General features: G+C 53.4%; 14 protein-coding genes. 2 read left to right on the top strand and 12 right to left on the bottom strand.

Going from position 1 to position 15,641, the window contains the following annotated elements:
- Positions 1 to 358 precede the first annotated feature (358 nt).
- From gspD to gspG, 5 genes are read right to left on the bottom strand one after another with little or no spacing between them, the layout of a single operon-like run.
- The gene (gene gspD / locus D8U61_RS23625) at positions 359 to 2,740 is read right to left on the bottom strand and encodes a type II secretion system secretin GspD (protein ID WP_130927750.1); all 2,382 of its coding nucleotides are present in this window, start codon (positions 2,738 to 2,740) and stop codon (positions 359 to 361) included.
- Entirely contained in the window at positions 2,737 to 3,285 is a 549-nt protein-coding gene (gene gspM, locus D8U61_RS23620) for a type II secretion system protein GspM (RefSeq protein ID WP_130927749.1), read from the bottom strand. The genes gspD and gspM overlap by 4 nt, the downstream gene beginning before the upstream one ends.
- Positions 3,278 to 4,399: a type II secretion system protein GspL gene (gene gspL / locus D8U61_RS23615; protein WP_130927748.1), complete on the bottom strand. Its 1,122-nt coding sequence runs from the start codon at positions 4,397 to 4,399 to the stop codon at positions 3,278 to 3,280. Before gspL ends, gspM begins: the two co-directional genes overlap by 8 nt.
- Complete coding sequence (gspK, locus tag D8U61_RS23610) at positions 4,396 to 5,355, bottom strand: type II secretion system minor pseudopilin GspK (RefSeq protein ID WP_177433364.1); 960 nt, start codon at positions 5,353 to 5,355, stop codon at positions 4,396 to 4,398. Before gspK ends, gspL begins: the two co-directional genes overlap by 4 nt.
- A gap of 8 nt (positions 5,356 to 5,363) precedes the next feature.
- Positions 5,364 to 5,822: a type II secretion system major pseudopilin GspG gene (gene gspG / locus D8U61_RS23605; protein WP_130927746.1), complete on the bottom strand. Its 459-nt coding sequence runs from the start codon at positions 5,820 to 5,822 to the stop codon at positions 5,364 to 5,366.
- 148 nt (positions 5,823 to 5,970) lie between these two features.
- Between gspG and gspI the strand changes: the two genes are divergently transcribed.
- Entirely contained in the window at positions 5,971 to 6,345 is a 375-nt protein-coding gene (gene gspI, locus D8U61_RS23600) for a type II secretion system minor pseudopilin GspI (RefSeq protein WP_130927745.1), read from the top strand.
- A gap of 278 nt (positions 6,346 to 6,623) precedes the next feature.
- On the opposite strand, the gene D8U61_RS23595 is transcribed toward gspI, so the two are convergent.
- The 3 genes from D8U61_RS23595 to D8U61_RS23585 all read right to left on the bottom strand — a co-directional run bounded on the left by D8U61_RS23595 (position 6,624) and on the right by D8U61_RS23585 (position 10,054).
- Complete coding sequence (locus D8U61_RS23595) at positions 6,624 to 7,592, bottom strand: hypothetical protein (RefSeq protein ID WP_130927744.1); 969 nt, start codon at positions 7,590 to 7,592, stop codon at positions 6,624 to 6,626.
- A 93-nt stretch (positions 7,593 to 7,685) separates the two neighbouring features.
- Positions 7,686 to 9,323 carry a restriction endonuclease gene (locus D8U61_RS23590; protein WP_130927743.1) on the bottom strand — a complete coding sequence of 546 codons (1,638 nt, stop codon included), beginning with the start codon at positions 9,321 to 9,323 and terminating at the stop codon, positions 7,686 to 7,688.
- A 371-nt stretch (positions 9,324 to 9,694) separates the two neighbouring features.
- Complete coding sequence (locus D8U61_RS23585; RefSeq protein WP_039763575.1) at positions 9,695 to 10,054, bottom strand: DUF6124 family protein; 360 nt, start codon at positions 10,052 to 10,054, stop codon at positions 9,695 to 9,697.
- Between the two features lie 997 nt (positions 10,055 to 11,051).
- Between D8U61_RS23585 and D8U61_RS23575 the strand changes: the two genes are divergently transcribed.
- Positions 11,052 to 11,933 (top strand): restriction endonuclease, encoded by an 882-nt coding sequence (locus D8U61_RS23575; RefSeq protein ID WP_130927742.1) that lies wholly within the window; start codon positions 11,052 to 11,054, stop codon positions 11,931 to 11,933.
- A 158-nt stretch (positions 11,934 to 12,091) separates the two neighbouring features.
- Here the strand turns inward: D8U61_RS23575 and D8U61_RS23570 are convergent, their stop codons facing one another.
- From D8U61_RS23570 to D8U61_RS23555, 4 genes are all read right to left on the bottom strand, one after another.
- Positions 12,092 to 12,706, bottom strand: a complete 615-nt coding sequence (locus tag D8U61_RS23570) for a hypothetical protein (RefSeq protein ID WP_130927741.1) — start codon at positions 12,704 to 12,706, stop codon at positions 12,092 to 12,094.
- The gene (locus tag D8U61_RS23565; RefSeq protein WP_130927740.1) at positions 12,699 to 13,088 is read right to left on the bottom strand and encodes a mCpol domain-containing protein; all 390 of its coding nucleotides are present in this window, start codon (positions 13,086 to 13,088) and stop codon (positions 12,699 to 12,701) included. Before D8U61_RS23565 ends, D8U61_RS23570 begins: the two co-directional genes overlap by 8 nt.
- Positions 13,089 to 13,450: 362 nt before the next feature.
- The gene (locus D8U61_RS28150; RefSeq protein ID WP_236249046.1) at positions 13,451 to 14,479 is read right to left on the bottom strand and encodes a hypothetical protein; all 1,029 of its coding nucleotides are present in this window, start codon (positions 14,477 to 14,479) and stop codon (positions 13,451 to 13,453) included.
- A 76-nt stretch (positions 14,480 to 14,555) separates the two neighbouring features.
- Positions 14,556 to 15,173, bottom strand: a complete 618-nt coding sequence (locus tag D8U61_RS23555; protein WP_130927739.1) for a hypothetical protein — start codon at positions 15,171 to 15,173, stop codon at positions 14,556 to 14,558.
- Positions 15,174 to 15,641 lie beyond the last annotated feature (468 nt).

Genomic DNA, 15,641 nt, shown 5'->3' with positions numbered 1-15,641 from the left:
TGTGGCGAGGGGATTTATCCCCGTTGGGCTGCGCAGCAGACCCAAACCTTGAGAACCGGTTTCTACAGGCAAATCGCGAGTACCGGTTTTACGACTGCTACGCAGCCGAGCGGGGATAAATCCCCTCGCCACAATCATCATCTCAGTCAAAACCGGGTGCTCCCTTCAATCGATGCCGTGGCAATGGGATCCCCTGTGGCAATGAGATCCCCTGTGGCGAGGGGGTTTATCCCCGTTGGGCTGCGAAGCAGACCCAAACCTTGAGAACCGGTTTCTCCAGGAGAATCGCATGTGCCCGGTTTACGACTGCTTCGCAGCCGAGCGGGGATGAATCCCCTCGCCACAGTCATTATCTCAGTCAAAACCGGGTGCTCCGTTCAATCGGTACGGCTTTGATCGTGGCGCGTGGGCCTGATGTCGGCCCCGGCGCTGGCACGCCTTGCGCGGCGCTTGGCAATTGCGGCGCCTGCATGTCGGGCATCGCCCAGCTGCGTTCCGGCTGCAAGCCGCCCTGGGCGCGGCGCATGAAGTCGTAGCGGTTGAGGGTGATGCTGCGCCCTGCTTCGCTGTCGCGGATGATGTACGGGCGCAGGAACACCATCAGGTTGGTCTTGGTGATCGCCCGGCGTTCGTTGCGAAACAGCGCGCCGATCCCCGGCAGGCTGCCCAGCCACGGCACCGCATCATTGCTCTGGCTGTAGCCGTCCTGAAGCAAACCACCGAGGACCATGATCTGCCCATCGTCGAGCAGAATGCTGGTATCAATCGCGCGCTTGTTGGTGACGATGCCCGCCGCAGTCACGCTGTTGGACGCGCGCTCATCAATGCTGCTGACTTCCTGATAGATATCCAGCTTCACCGTGCCACCCTCGGAAATCTGCGGGCGTACGTTGAGCTTGAGGCCGACCTCTTCGCGGGTCACGGTCTGGAACGGGTTGTTGCTGGTGCCCCCGCCGCCAGTGACGTAGCTACCACTGACAAACGGGATGGTCTGGCCGACAAAAATGCTCGCCGCTTCGTTGTCCAGGGTCAGCAGGTTCGGCGTCGACAGCACGTTGGTCCCGCCCTTGCTCTTCAATGCCCGGGCCAGCACTTTCAGGTCGAGAATCTTGCCGATGCCGGGAATGTCGACCGTGCCGTTGACGTAGCCAAGGTTCAAACCCTGCGGCAGCACGTCGATGCTGTTCTTCGCACCGGTGTTGAGCCCCGCGCCACCCAGATTGGCGCCGCCGATCACGCCCTTGCCGCCGAGATCACCGGTCTGCCACTGCACACCGAATTCACTGGCATCGTCCTCGCCGACCTCGACAATCAGGCTCTCGATCACCACTTGCGCACGGCGCTGGTCGAGCAAATCGATGACCTCACGCAGATTGCGATAAAGCGGCTCCGGCGCGGAAATCAGCAGCGTGTTGGTGGTGGCGTCAGCCTGAATCGTCACCCCGCCGGCGCTGAAGGCAACGTTCTGTTCGCTGCTCTGCGTACCGCCACTGCTGCTGCCGCCACCACTACCCTGCGCATAGCTGCCGCCGCTTGCGCCGCTGCCAGTCGTCGTTGAAGTGCCCGTGCTCGGCGTGCTGCTCTGGCCGTTCTGCCCGGCATTGCCGCCGGTGCTGCTGCCCATCGCGCTGAGCACCGACCGCGCCGCGTCGCTGCTGCCGCTGTCACTCTCGCCGGTGAGCAAACCACGCAAGGCTTGCGCAAGTTTTGCAGCTTGGGCGTTGCGCAGATAAACCACATGCAGATTGCTCGGATTGCTCTGCGCGTTGTCGAGTTTGTAGATCAGGTTGCGCGCCAGCTCGGTGCGCTCGGGGCTGCCGGCGCGGATGATGATGGTATTGGAACGTGGGTCGCCAATCACGGCGATTTTCTGCGTCGGATCATTGCCCGGCGCGTCGAGCAAGTCGGCCACCATCGGTGCAATGTCGGCAGCAATGCCGTTCTGGATCTGCACCACGTCGGTGTCGATTGCGCTCGGCGTGTCGATGCTCTCGATCAACTGCGCGACGCGGGTAAGGTTCTCGGCGTAATCGGTGATGACCACGGTGTTGTTGCCGGGATAGGCATTGATCGGATTGTTCGGCGAGACAATCGGGCGCAGCACCGGGATCAGGTTCACCGCGTTTTCGTATTGCAGGCGAAACGTGCGCGTGAGCATGCCGTTGCCGGCCGGTTTGTCGGCGCTGTAGAGCGGTCCGCCGAGCAGCTTCGCGTCAGCCTCGGGGACCACCTGCGCCACGCCGCCGACATCGACCACGCTGAAGCCTTGCATGCGCAACGCCGCGAGCAGCATGTCGTAGGCCTGACGGGCCGGCACCTGACCTTCCGAGACCAACGTCAGATTGCCCTTGACCCGTGGATCGACGAGAAACTGCTGCCCAGTGGCCCGCGACAGCGCACGCACCACCGCCTGAATATCCGCCTCGACGAAATTCAGCGTCACCGGTTGCTCGCCCAACGGATTGCGCGGGATCGCATTGCTCGGCGCAACACCAGCACTGCGCCCACGCTGACTGATGTTGTGCAACTGCTTGGGCACCGGCCGCGCCTGAGCCTGCGCCCGTTCGCGATCGGCCACCGCATCGCCGCTGCGCTGGGTGTTGGCCAGCGGCCGCCCGAGTTCGCTGTCGACCAATAGCGGCGGCTGATTCTGCGGCGCCGTGGTGCTGTTGCACGCGCTCAATGCCATCAGCAACAACGGCAGCGCCAGACGTGCCGGTTTGCAGCGTGACTCCTTCATGAAGCTTCCTTAGCGCCCTGCGCCTGATCCATGCGAACGGTGCCTGACAATGTGCCGGCAGTGACTTCGGTCGAGGCCGCGCTTGCGCGCTGCAACTGCGCCTCGACCACCTGCAGAGAAAGTTGTGACGGCTGGCTGAGCAGCCAGTCGAGCAGCGCATCGGCCGGCGCGGCGTCGACATTCAACTGCCACGCGCCACCCTCCGCCGCTTGTAATTGGTAGTGCCCAGCCAGCCCCGCCGCTTGCAGACTTTGCTCCAGCGACTGGCCAACGCTTTGCCCCTGCGGCCGCACATTGACGCTGCGCAACAGCACTTCCAGCGCCTCGGTTTGCGCGCGCAACTTGGGCGTTTCGCTCTGCCAAAAAGTGATCCTGGCCAATGGTGGTTTGACCAGCGTCAGCCAGATCAGCAGACCGACAAGCACCAGCGCCATGCCGGCGACCATGCGTTTCTCACGCAACGCCAACGGCTGCCAACGCGCCTGCAACTGACTGCTGAAGCGCTGCCAGCGCGCACGGTAAATCGCCAGCGTCGCCCTACTCATCGTCTGCTCCGCTGTCGTCGTCTTCGTTGGTGTTTGCGCTGGACTCATCGCTCGGCCGCAGCGTCCAGCCTGCGTCATCGGCAGTGACGCTGATGCCGGCCTGGGCCAAGGTGCTTTGCCAGTTCTTTTCGTTGCCGCCACGGTTTGCATCGCTGAGCAAGGCCAGTTGCAAAGCGCCGTCACGGTAGCTCAGGCGCTCGACACTGCCAGCCATGAACGGCATGCCCGTGCCGGCCTGCAACACCAGCCGATTGAAGTTCTGCGCCGGGTCATCGACCGCGCCTTTTTGCCGTTGCTCGAGTTGCTGACGCGCCTGTTGCAGCGGGTTGAGAATCACCGGCAATTCGGGAAAGGCCTGCTTCACCCGCTGGCTCATCTGCGCCTTGAGCTGCTGGCCCTGCCGCGCTTCGCGGGCGGCGTACAGATTCAGGCCGACCACCCAAACGGCCACGGCCAAAGCCACACACCCGACAGCTCGACCCCAGCCACGTTGCTCGCCGCCGGTTTGCTGCAGACCACCGTGCAAACCCCAACCGGGCAAGGGGCCGATCCAGCGTTTTGCTGATCCGGCTTCAAACGATGCCTCATCAACTTCGTCACCGAGCAACGGCTCAACCTGCGCACTGTTCAAACTCTCGCGCCGGAGCAAATGTCCGTCCGCCACGCAAGCAACAACCCCCGGCAGCACCGGCAGGCTGAACGGCGCCGGATACAAACCGCGCAGACTCAACCCCGCCTGCTTGATCACCGCAGCCAGACGCTGCAAATGCTGCCGCGAGACCCAGGCAATCTGCACCTGCCCACTCGCATCACGAGGGCTGTGGCCGATATGCATTTGGCTGCTGTCACCGAGCATCAGCGCCTGCGCCGCACACTGCACAGCGGCCGCGGTTTTGTTAGCGGGCAGCGGCGGTAGATCAATGCTGGCGAGCAGGCTGTCGGCCGGATGCAGAAAACACAGCAGCGGTGGTTGCTTCGGCCGTTGCCCCAACTGACTCAAAGTCAGCCGTTCCTCACGACTGACCTGCCCCTGACGATCCAGCCAGGCGCAGCTCACTTCGCTGTGCAACTCCAGCTCCGCCAGCGGCGGCAACGCAACGCGCAACTGGCTCATGCGCCCACCCGCGACCAGATCACTTGCGGCAGCCGATCCTCGCTGCGGTGCAGCAAAGCGTCGAGGCTGACCCGACGCTGATCACGCCGCGCTTCACCGCGCAAACGAAACCAGTCACTGGTGATGCCGACCTTGACGCTGCTCACTTCCAACTGCGGCATGCGCAAGCGGTTCACAAAATCGCCGCGATTGATAAACCAGCGCCCGGCGTCACGCTCGGCAATCAACGCCGTCGCCCGCTCCAGCGAAAGCCCCGGCACATAGGCCGCCAGCACCTGCGCCGTGGCGGTGTTGCCGTTAATCCACGTCGTCGCCGGAATCACCGTCACGTACGGCGCCAGTTGGCCGATCAGCGCATCGGTCACGCCTTCAACACTGCGCAAATCATCCAGCGTGCGCAGCATCGGCACCTTAGGCGGTGGCGGTTTGTGATCGGCATCCGGCGACGTCGCGCGGCCACTGTCGAAACCTGCTTTGCCTGTCGCGCCAATCTGCGCATTCAGCAGATGCGGATAACCGGCAATCACCCGCTGACGGATGCGCTGGCCGACAACGCCACTCACGCCGATCAGCTCGCACAAACGCGCGAACGCCTGCACCTGCGCCTCATCTATGCGCTCATTGGCGACCAGATTGCGCAGATTGAACTTGCCCTGCTCGTCCTCCAGCCGCCCGGCAAAACCCGCCGCCAGCAACGGCTGCGCCCAAGGCTGATCACGCCGGGTCAAGGGATCACGCAGGCGCGCATCCCAGAGCAACTGCCGGCTGATCTCCAGACCACCCTGCGCCACCCACCGTCCCTGCACCCGCTGCTGATCGGCCTCCAGCGCCCGGGTCGCCACGCTCTGACGCGTCAACATCCCCGCCGCAATCACCGCCACCACGGCGGCAATCAACAACGCGCTGATAATCGCCATGCCCTGTTGCTTCGCCCCGTTGAGCGAACCTGTGTTCACGGCTGGCCTTACAACTGCCAGGAACCGATATCGGCATTCACGCCATCGCCGTCAGGCTGACCATCGGCGCCGAGGGAAAAGATATCGACCTCACCATTTGCACCCGGGTTGAGGTACTGATAAGGCCGGCCCCACGGGTCATTCGGCAAACGCTCCAGATACGAACGCCAGTTGCTGTTCTTCGCATCCGCCGGCCGCTCGACCAACACCTTCAGCCCCTGATTCATGCTCGGATACGCGCCGTGATCGAGGCGATACAACTTCAACGCCTGCATCAACCCACCAATATCCTGCTTCGCCGCCGTCGCCCGCGCCTGATCCGGCCGGTCAAGCACCTTGGGCACCACCATCGCCGCCAGAATCCCCAGAATCACCACCACCACCATGATCTCGATCAAGGTAAAACCCTGCTGCCCACGCGGCATGCGCGGCGACTGACTGAGCGTGTTCAAAGGTGCGATATCCATCTCGACATTCCCTGGCTTGATCCGAATTCGACGCGCAGTGTTGCAAGAAGATATGTCAGGGATGTTGAAAATCCTCGGGTGTTTCCGTCGTCAAGCCGTCAAGGACGGGGGTTAGCGTCGAGGGCTGGGTTTTGGTTTTGGGCCATGTATGCGCGCGCGAACGCGAGAGGAAGGATTCACCCTGATTGAAGTGCTGGTGGCACTGGCGATCATCGCCGTCGCCATGTCCGCCGCCGTGCGCGTGGCCGGGTTGATGACGCAGAGTAATGGGCTGTTGCGGGATCGATCGATCGCGCTGATTGCCGCGCAGAGCCGGATGGCTGAGCTGCGTCTGGAGGGCCGGTTGCCGAATGGGATGAAGGCTGTTGAATGTGATCAAGGGCGACTTATGTTGCGCTGCGAACAGGTGATCGCCAGCGCAGAGAATGGGCGACTGCTCAAGATTGGAATCCAAGTATTTGACCGCAACCAGGATGCGCCGCCATTGGCCAGGTTGGAAACCTTACTGACCCGCCCACCGTAGGAGCTGCCGAGGGCTCGGGCCGCGATCGGACGATCTTTTGATCTTCCCTCCCGCAACAAACACAAATCCCCCTGTGGGAGCGAGCCTGCTGGCGAAAACAGACTATTAACCAACATCATGCCCACATCTACCAAAGCCACCGCCGCCAACCCCACTACCTAAGACCTCAAGACCTCAAGACCCCAGCAGCCAACCACAACTGCGCAACCACCACAAAACCCTCTGTGATCTGGCGTAGCTTTGCAGCGTACGACCTAACGCGTCTGCGTAGTGGTATTTCATTTCTGCGGATTGAGAGTCAGATTTGCGCCGTTATTCGCGTCGGTGACCCGCGATTTAATCATGGTGCTTAATTCTTCTCCGCTCTTCAGCTTCGGAGAACAATCAATAGGTGCGAAGGTGTATCCGAGCCTTTCATCAGCTATCGCGACTGCCGCCCGATTATCTGACATAGGCGCTATAAAAACTCCTTTTACATCTGGCAACCCACAGTAGCTCGGGCTGTGGTGAAAAGCGGAGAACGCGATTGCCTCCCTAAGCGGCACTTCATAAAAATCTTTAGACACGACTTTTTGCATGATTGTTAGAGACATTACTCCCGAAAAAAATACAGCCAAAATTGCCACAAAGTCCAGAGAGCGTACCGAATTTCGTTCTTGCGTCGAATTTTTCTTACAGCGATGCTCATAAACTAGATTCCTGAGAAGTATCAACGGCATAAGAATCAAACTGGCATAACCCAACCCCAATGAAATCGCCAACATCCAAATAACAGGAGTAAAAATCAGGGTCAGCCAAAGTTGTGCACCAGACAGATCCTGCGGTGCTAAGCCGGAAAGCTGAGAAATTCCAGCGTCAGAATAGATTTTCGACAGTGTTCCTACGATCACCACAACAGGCACAACCAGAGCCTTAATTAGCTCACCATAACTTTTCCATTTCTTTGGAATTTCCCAGTAATAATAAAGAAAGAAGAGTGAACTGATACAGTTAAATGTAAAGAGCCACATAACCTCAGTTGCTTGAAACTTCACACCGGAGATAGCAAAAGCACCGAAGATAAAAAACACAGTCGTCGCGACCGCGAACACCAACACTGCCCAATGCAATACTGACCAAGATCTAACACCATTGCACTGGAAAACAAGCCAACACCATAATTGGGGCCAGAATTTAAATCGAGCAAGTTGACCGAGAACTACGGGAACAGCAAAAAACAAAGCACATACGATCACTACTATCGACATAACCTTCAATCCGTGGAATTAGATGACATCTGTGTGCCGGAAAAGTCTCGGGCCGGAGAGCCTAAATTACAGAAGCGCTTGGCGGAGTTTCAATTAATCAACGGGCATTAGGATCCGAGCTTCGATTCCAATTTCCTGAAGAAGAAACAGAAGTCCTCCGCCCTCAATCAATTCGATTGGCTTGTCTTTAGCGAACTCGAACGCATCTGGACCGTAGCCGCTGGTTGTGACCAAAATTCCTTTATTGGCACCCTCGTTCATCATTGTCCCGTAGAGGTCCCGAACTGCAGAGACGCCGACGGTATGCTTATACCGTTTTGCCTGGATAACAACCTTGCCACCTAATATGGGACGAGGATCGTAAGCAATGCAGTCGACTCCTCCATCACGTGAGGATCGGGTGAGCTTTGACTCTAACCCCATCTTCCCGAAGAGATTCGCGACGAGAGCTTCAAATTCGTAGGGATTCAGATCCATAAGATTGGTGGCTGAACCGAGTTGCGATACCAGATCCTGCTGGTCTACGAAACGCTTGTCGACCATATTGAACTCAATTATTGGTCGAACCGGTAGCGCTTCGCTTGGGGCCCGAGAGACGTGTGCACCAAGATTTTTAAGACAGACGGCACGATCGACTCGCGCTAGATCGATTTCCATAAAAATTTCGCGCGTAGTGCGCACAGAAACGAGATGAGGTTGCACTGAGCGTCCCGTGGCAGGATCGATACTGTTTATGTAGCCGTTGAAACAGCAGACCTCTATGAACTCTCCTTGATCTGCTTCGAAAAGCTCATGGAGACATCTAAGTGCAATACTTGCGACCAGATCAGAATACAGAAACTTCGTTTCTGCCGGCTTACGAAGCTTAGTGGTAATTTCGTCCTTGGATTTTATGTAACGGTATTCTGCTACTTCAGGAATGATTACCGGAGAAGGCAGTTCGTATTCGACCACTAATTGTTTTGATTCAGGGACGAATGCCAACGAAAAATTCTGCGGGAAGCCTTCTGGATAATCAGATGTTTCTAACACCATACTGCAATAGGCAACTATTGATTCCGGATCGCCCTCATAGTAGGAGTAACGAAACGCATCGACTTCGGAATCACGAAGTGCCTTTTTTTCAAGGAGCGCGGATACACCACTTTCATAGATTTCACGTGCACTTCTCAGCGCTTCCAAGCGCTGGGCATTCAGAGCCTTATGCTCCTCCTCGCTGGAGTTGAATTGTTCTGTGGCAATTCTTAATCGGTCGATGTGCCTGGCTTTGAAGCTTGGTATGAACGAAAGATACCAAGGCAAGGGAGGAACCTTCGACGTGAAGAACTCTAAAGAAGGGCCCTCGACAAAGGTGGTCAGTGATTTCGCTGGAGCAAACGGAAGCGGATTGTCCAAAACACGAAGGGAATCAAATGTGACGGTATCGTCTACCATCAAAGACGCCGACAAGATGGATTCCAACCCTTCTATCCAAGACCGAATGGTTGCGTTTCCATCTCGGACTTCCTGCTCACGAAATTCCAAGTAGTTTTGCTTTGCCGCTCGCTCGGATTCGCGATCGTATCGTACCTGCTCACGCTCGCGAATCGCGCGAGCTTTAAGCTGCTGCCGTTCGGCACGATCAGCTGCGCGTAGTGCCGCGCGACGCTCTGACTCATTCAACCGTTGCTGTTTTGCTGACTCCCGGGCAACTGCTCGGATTACCTTTTCGAATCCACTCCGCTTTGCCATATCGCCTCCCTGGTGGTGGCGCGATGGTATCAAAAGAAAAGCTTGGATGAATATAGTTTGGTGGGTTTCGAACCTTCCCCGAGATCCGAAAGCTCATATATGGGTTGCTTCTGCGTCGATGATAGACATGCGCACAACCGCATTGGTCGAGACACAAGGATCTGTGGGATGACCAATCTCTTTTTTGCAAAACACGCGAATTGAGATTCAGTCAGACGACCAAAACAACAGGCTACCTTTAGATAATGTCTCTGGGGACTGGCTTTGAGAACGTGATTTGGGGACGGATTTGTTACCAGCTCCGCCCCTATGTAGTCACCAGTTGTCGTAATTTTTTTGAGGGTAAGAGCAGCAGAATGAAGGCGTCAGTCTTAGCCCGGCAATTCAAGATTATCGATCACCCGATTCACCGCCAGCTCCCCCAACATGATCAGTTGAGCAACCCCCAACAACGCCCGCCGCTGCGGCGCCGGCAACAGACTGGAAATGTCCTGAGCAATCGTCTTCGCCGAAGCAAGCGTTTCACTCGCATCCGCCAGCAGTTCTTCATTCTTGGTATCCGCCGTCACCGCATACATCCCACGCGCCTTACGCGGCGGAGGCAGGAGATTGTTTGGCGACAGGTAATGATCAAGCGCGCGGTCAGCGGCTTCGTGGAGCTTGTTGGAATCGAGGGATTCGTAGGGAGACGTGGGATCGGTTTCGGGGGGGTTGGGTGTTGGTTTGATCATGGTGAAGCTCCAATTTTATACCTCGTGGAACCACCAACACCTGTCGCTAAACAAGTAAGGGTGGCAGCTGTGCGCGGGTTAGCGAACCGAGAGGTATAAGACCCGGCAGACCCGAAGGTCTCCCACGCACAGCCACCATATCGTCATCGCAAACGTCTGCGACAAACTGGAGTGTCGTTGTACTTATACCTGGTCAGGTCGCTAAACCCGGTCGCTGGGTTGCCAGCGACACGTAGACGATAAAGACCAAGTACAAAGCGCACAAGCCGGCGGATTCTGGCGTAGCTGTAGGCAAAGGCGCAAGGGTGTGTAGCCTGAGAGAATGTTTGGAGATGTCTTTTTAAACGCCGGCGTTTATCGAGACCTTGCAGCGGCACCTCCATGAGGTGGGGAGGCCTGTCAGATGATTCTCAGACTTATTTTTTTGGAAATAAATCAGTTACCTTTTCGTACCCTTTTTCCCGTTTGATGACTTCCAGCGATTGATATGAGACAAAAACTGAAACTCCGTTTGTCTACAAAACCAAAGGTTGCTCAAAGCAGTATTGACTATGGCACCATGAAACCAGTACAAGAAAAGGGCGTTCGGAAGTTTCTCTCTACCTTAAGGTGAAAAGGAAATCAAAATGACTGACGCTCAAGTAACGTGTATTAATAAGCCAAATGTAAATAGCTCCCATGAACACATAACTCACTTGGGAAATCAAGCAAATCAATGGCGCTGGGCTCGCGAGCAAGTGATTCCAGCATTGATGCGGGCACAAATACTTTTTATGTGGTCGACCCGATAAGTGGTGCTCGTGCAAACATTGGTGTTGTCCGCGAATCTGGCCGCGCTCCCTACTTGCGCACCTACGCAGATGGAAAGTGGAATAACAACTTGCTGTCGCTCAATCAGTGCCCCATCTGATAGAAATTGAAAACACGCGGCTGATTTATTCTTAAAATTATTCATGAAAATATATCAGCCCCACTTTTCCTTTAGGAATATTCTAGAATGCTTGACTTTACTGAGCTTTCCAATGACGGACAAGATCTGGAGCTCTTGGTTAGAGAGTTACTTTTTAGTATAGGGTACAAAGTCTACTGGAGTGGACGTGGGCCAGATGGTGGTAGAGATCTAGTTTGTATTGAAGAAACGAACAGCATTTTTATGCAGACTTCAAAAAAATGGCTAATTCAATGCAAGCATAAAGCAGTATCCGGCGCAAGCGTAGGCGTCAACGATTTGGACGACATTATAACAAGCTGCGCCCAGCATGAATGTGATGGATATTTACTTATAACCTCAACACAACCCTCTTCTTCCGTTGTCACTAGGCTAGAAAGCATCACACAATCCAATCACTCCCCAGTAATAGCCGCCTATTGGGATTCGGTTGAGCTAGAACGGAGGCTGAAAACTGCTCAACAGTGGAATATCGCGCAACGCTTCTTCCCTCGTAGCGCCTCCGGATGGCAGATTTTTGCAAGTGAGAGACCAAATCATTGGACGGCAAATTATAAAGGGTATTATTTTCATATAACCAACCGTATTGGCTCAAGCTGCGAGATGTATCTATCAAATATTGTTGAAAAACTTGACTTGCTCGAGCGCTTCGCCTTTCCCGAAAAGCACTTTATGAGACTTCGAAGCGTTTACTTCAATGACAAAGGTGGAACTTTTATGTGGTATGTCGACTACATGCATCCACACGACGAAGCCCCAATCTTGACGGACAACAAGCTAGAAGAAGCGTTGAGCGAAGATTGGAATGATAGCTTTGATATAAAAATCAGAAGTTATATCGAACACAGCGATCACTATGATCCAGACCATTACGATTTTTATGACCGGTACATGGGACAATTCATCTTGGGAATGTATCGCCCAAACTGAGCAGCCCCCTTTTTCCAGGGCATGCGACCTGTTTCACGATTTCTAACTGTGAGAGATCTTTGGTCTGAATGACCGCTATGGCCAGTTGCCCCCTTCCTAAACGGCGGCTATCGGTCACAAACTGACACCCGAAGCAAAGAAAATGAGGATTTCAGTTTCTAGTAAAATGAGGCGTCATCTTTGGAGCTTTCAGACTGCTGCCTTAACCGAACTCTGCCAATGGTTTTTCTATCAGTAAAGTAGTGCCCCGAAAGCTCTATAAATTTTTCATTCCATGTATTTTTAACTCGAACATAAAAGACTGTGGAGCCAATGTAGGAGGCTCGAGTTACGTCATGAGGCATAGACCTATACACGTAATAAATCATATATTGCCCCCCCTCAAATGCAGGAGTGGTCTCAAGGGTGATTGACCTAGAGGTCTCAGTATGCAGATCTATCTGTGTGAAGAGCAGAGTTTGAGTGATTCTGGCTCTAGCAGGAATCCTTATCCCATCCTCCGTAATTATTTCCCCTTTCCATAATCCGTTAATATCAGGAAACAGAGACTTATTAAACCATCTGGAAATCTTCCAAAGCCTTCTTGAAACAAACTCAGTGGTTACAGTCAATATTATTAGTATAGCAGCCCACGGAGCGATACTAAGAATTTTAACGAGAGCAAGATCTTCCTTCCAGTACTCTTGTGCAAGTTCATAGATCCCAAGACTGATGAATGTGGTAAGGACGGCAATATATTTAATCAGGCGAGAGAAGCTAATTACTTTAAGCATAGTGATCAAGCTTCTCGAAATTGTGCAGACAACCCTTCCCACTGCTTTTTGCTGAAAGTAGCGCTATATATGATTCCCTCAGGTCTCTTCCCACTCCAACAGAAAACTCAAGCTCAGGGCTTACGAGGGATTTTATCGAATCAAAAATAAACTCGTCTGTGGGCGCGTCCCCTTTGCAATATCCAGCCACCCCATCCGCGGCGCAAAACAAAACAATAAAACCTTGAGATACTAAAAAATCAGAAATTTCTTTTGTCTTGCTGCGAACCAACTCGTTTACCCTCATGAGCTCCAACGAGTTGTTTGCAAAGTAAGCACTAGCTATTTTTTGGCCAACATCGTCGCCATCAATAGTAATATATTTAAAATTCTCATTGGCCATATGCTTAGCTCTCAACAACTATAAAAATTGACTCATATTACTTTGATTCATCGACTATGGCAATTTTATTCCTGCCAGCCAGCCTCTAGCCCCCCCTAAATTTCACTATATATATTTGGCTTTCCCTCACCGCTCAAACATTAGCACCTATGTCATTCTGACTAAGACAATGATGCACTGAGAGCCGTACCAACTCATTACCGTCTTGATTTTTATTACCCCTAGTTAGATTGCCATATAAATATACATTGATAAATGATTAGCTAGGAGTGTAATTCGCCTATCAAAACACGAAGGGGGTTGATTTTTTTGTGACAATAAATCAGCCCCCACTTTTTTATTTTTCCGCTACGGTCGCTTTGTTACTCCGCGATATAGGACTCACGCAAAGCCTTTAGCGTCTCCAGATCATCTATCCAGTAACGCGATGTAAGCTCAATTGCCAGATTCCTACCCAATTCGCTCACCTCATCTCGCAGTAGCTTTATCGATTTGAATTTTTCTTCAGAGTCGATAATTTTTCTAATCCCATCCGGCGTCACCAGTGATACTGTCCAGTATTTATTGTCGATTAGGCGAGTAAGTTGCTGCTTTGCCACAGCAACCAAAGCTAGTTCATTGTACCCAGGCACCGATAGCGGAGCATCATCAAAGTGATAAACGAGTCCAGCTATCTCGTAACTGTTCACCAGAATCGCCGAAGGATTGTCACTATCCGCTTTCAAGTTCTTAAGCATGCGAATAATTTTTTTTGCACCACCCCGCGTACTCGCCTCCTTTTGGTTTATTTTATCGATATGAAGGAATGGCCTATTCAAAAAAGTATCACCAGTATTTTTCTGGTAGATCTTCACTTCACGATCTTTCTTCATTTTGCTAGCTTGATATGCAGCAGAGTCATGCCAATGCGAAGGCACCACATCTACGCTTCGCGACAAGCTCCCACCCGACAATGCAATGGCTTTGTCTTTTGTAATGTCAACATCGGCAGCTGGGTAGGCCGCCGTCAAGGCCAACTCAAGCTCACTTCGGAGACTAGCGAGTTGAGCAATGCCGCTGGGACCTACCCAATTCGAGTAATCTGCTGTGTTCGCCCGAGCCCCCTGAAGATCAATAGTCAAGTAACGATCCAGAAGGACCAGAATGTCGATGTCGCTTACACCTCGGATGTGGACATTCAGTGGAACAGAGCCTTGGTACTCGAACCTAACCCCCGTAGAAATGCGGTTCGTGATCTGGTTTTTCACCCTCTCACCTTCCGCCACGGAATTTTTTGTATAGGTCGGATCAACTTCCTGCATGATCCCTAGCGCATACTTTGCCCACTGCCCGCTCGAACGGGTTTCGAACTTCTCTGAAATTGGCCTCGAACTCGCAGTAATGCTATCCATTACAACGTTACTGCTACTCCCCCGGCGCCGAGATTTAAGATCTGTCAGCCTTCGATTAACATCCTTACCCATTCTTTTATCTCCTGGTAAATGTCATGATCCCAGCAGTACCACGCCCTTTGGCAGTGAAGTATTCACCTTTGGCGAATTTCAAACCTTTTGAAAATCTCATCTCGCTATATCCTTGATGACCATTGAGATGAGCATTGCCCGTCTTCGGTTTGTTTACGTAGCTATACATCAACATCCAGCAGCCATCTGGCTCAGGAATCAATGCAACCGACAAGCTATGAGATACAGAGGATTTAGTTTCCAGCCTAACCCGGATCTTCTCCCAGGTTTGAGATACGGCCAGATCTGCCTCCCAATCGTGAGCGACAGTCCCGTCATCATTTAATGTTTGGCCAATACACTTCCAGTCCCCAGAAATGTTGGGAACCTGAGCCAGAAAGCTCAACGGACGCCAGCCATATTTATTGAAGAACCAATAAAGGGCTGTATAAGTCACGCTAGCGGTGAGTGGAATCACAACGAAGTACTTGCCCCACTCGGGCACACCCAATTGCACCATAAGATCGGATAGCCCGATCCCAACCGCAGGGAGAAAGGAAACAACAATCGTGGCCAGCATGCCTAGATAGCGACCGACAGTGCTTCTGCGATGACCTATAACTGAATACTCATGATCTTGCATGCCATCCCTCGCAGTAGCTAGCTACATAGCCCAGCTGACAATGATAGCACTTTGAAATCGAGACATACTCAAAATGTACTGCTGGTCAGGATAAACCCAGGCACTACCTAGTGCTGTCGGACGGCCTATCAACGGAACCCTTTACCGGGTGAGAATTGAACGCACTACCTCCCCATACCGCCGCCAAAAGCTACTCCCGCCGGGTTATTTGAGGAGCGGAAAAATTTAAAGGGGCTGATTTATTTTCTAGAAATAATTCAGCCCCCTTTTTTCGTGCCCTCCAAAGACATATCCTTTGATATCAATAAGTTACCTATAACAAGCTTCGACCATCCTCTCTATTCTTTGCCGGAACACATTGATCGCAAAACATGGAAGTAATATCCCAATCGCTTGGGGGACGCGACTAAAATCAGTCCGCAACTCAGTGCCGAGTTAGCTTCGGCATTTCCCCCACCTCCCCCAACC

Origin of the sequence: Pseudomonas sp. Sample_14 (genome assembly GCF_004307515.1) — a bacterium.
Lineage (GTDB): Bacteria > Pseudomonadota > Gammaproteobacteria > Pseudomonadales > Pseudomonadaceae > Aquipseudomonas > Aquipseudomonas atacamensis.
Note: the sequence above shows the minus strand (reverse complement) of the source record. Positions and strands in the feature narration are given on the sequence as shown.

Bases quoted from the DNA above. Each gene is read 5' to 3' on its own strand.
- D8U61_RS23575 (WP_130927742.1), top strand. From the start codon at position 11,052: ATGCTTGACTTTACTGAGCTTTCCAATGACGGACAAGATCTGGAGCTC.
- D8U61_RS23565 (WP_130927740.1), bottom strand. From the start codon at position 13,088: ATGGCCAATGAGAATTTTAAATATATTACTATTGATGGCGACGATGTT.
- gspL (WP_130927748.1), bottom strand. From the start codon at position 4,399: ATGAGCCAGTTGCGCGTTGCGTTGCCGCCGCTGGCGGAGCTGGAGTTG.
- gspM (WP_130927749.1), bottom strand. From the start codon at position 3,285: ATGAGTAGGGCGACGCTGGCGATTTACCGTGCGCGCTGGCAGCGCTTC.
- gspD (WP_130927750.1), bottom strand. From the start codon at position 2,740: ATGAAGGAGTCACGCTGCAAACCGGCACGTCTGGCGCTGCCGTTGTTG.
- gspG (WP_130927746.1), bottom strand. From the start codon at position 5,822: ATGGATATCGCACCTTTGAACACGCTCAGTCAGTCGCCGCGCATGCCG.
- gspI (WP_130927745.1), top strand. From the start codon at position 5,971: ATGCGCGCGCGAACGCGAGAGGAAGGATTCACCCTGATTGAAGTGCTG.
- D8U61_RS23570 (WP_130927741.1), bottom strand. From the start codon at position 12,706: ATGCTTAAAGTAATTAGCTTCTCTCGCCTGATTAAATATATTGCCGTC.
- D8U61_RS23595 (WP_130927744.1), bottom strand. From the start codon at position 7,592: ATGTCGATAGTAGTGATCGTATGTGCTTTGTTTTTTGCTGTTCCCGTA.
- D8U61_RS23555 (WP_130927739.1), bottom strand. From the start codon at position 15,173: ATGCAAGATCATGAGTATTCAGTTATAGGTCATCGCAGAAGCACTGTC.
- D8U61_RS28150 (WP_236249046.1), bottom strand. From the start codon at position 14,479: ATGGATAGCATTACTGCGAGTTCGAGGCCAATTTCAGAGAAGTTCGAA.
- D8U61_RS23590 (WP_130927743.1), bottom strand. From the start codon at position 9,323: ATGGCAAAGCGGAGTGGATTCGAAAAGGTAATCCGAGCAGTTGCCCGG.
- D8U61_RS23585 (WP_039763575.1), bottom strand. From the start codon at position 10,054: ATGATCAAACCAACACCCAACCCCCCCGAAACCGATCCCACGTCTCCC.